The organism is Streptomyces sparsus (assembly GCF_054776295.1).
On sequence record NZ_BAAHCA010001594.1, the window covers coordinates 1 to 657 of the forward strand.

Annotated in this window: 1 protein-coding gene; it reads right to left on the reverse strand. The window is 75.3% G+C overall.

The genetic code is table 11. The features are described 5' to 3' along the window. On the reverse strand, positions 1-657 hold a 657-nt coding region (locus tag ACYVE9_RS29805; protein ID WP_461030979.1), incomplete at both ends, for an aminotransferase class V-fold PLP-dependent enzyme.

The window sequence follows — 657 nt, forward strand, 5'->3', positions numbered from 1 at the left end:
GGGCTCGGCGTCCCGCAGCCAGTCGGCACGCCCTGCCAGCACGCCGGCACCGAACGGCGCGTACAGCTTGTGTCCGGAGAGCGCGACCCAGTCGGCGTCCAGCTCTGCGAGGTCCACCGGGTGGTGCGGGGCCAGCTGCGCGGCGTCCAGCACCAGCCGCGCGCCGTGGCGGTGCGCGGCCCGGGTCAGTTCCCGGACCGGCCACAGTTCGCCGGTGACGTTGGACGCGCCTGTGACGCACACCAGCTTGGGGCCCTCGGCGGCGGCGTGCAGCGCCTCCTCCAGCGCCGCCACCGCGTGCAGCGGGGAGCGCGGGGCGGCGAGGCAGACGGTCCGGTGGCGGCGCCACGGCAGCAGCGCGGCGTGGTGTTCGGTCTCGAAGACGAAGACGGTGGTGTCCGACGGCAGTGCGGCGGCCAGCAGGTTCAGCGAGTCCGTGGTGGAGCGGGTGAAGACGACCTGGTCGTCCGGGCGGCAGCCGAGGAACGCGGCGACGGTGGCCCGGCTCTGCTCGAACAGGTCGGTGGAGAGCTGCGAGAGGTGCCCGGCGCCCCGGTGCACGCTGCCGTAGTAGGGCGCGTAGGCGGCGACGTCGTCCCAGACCCGCTGGAGCGCGGGCGCGCTGGCGGCCTGGTCGAGCGCCGCGTAGCCGATCTC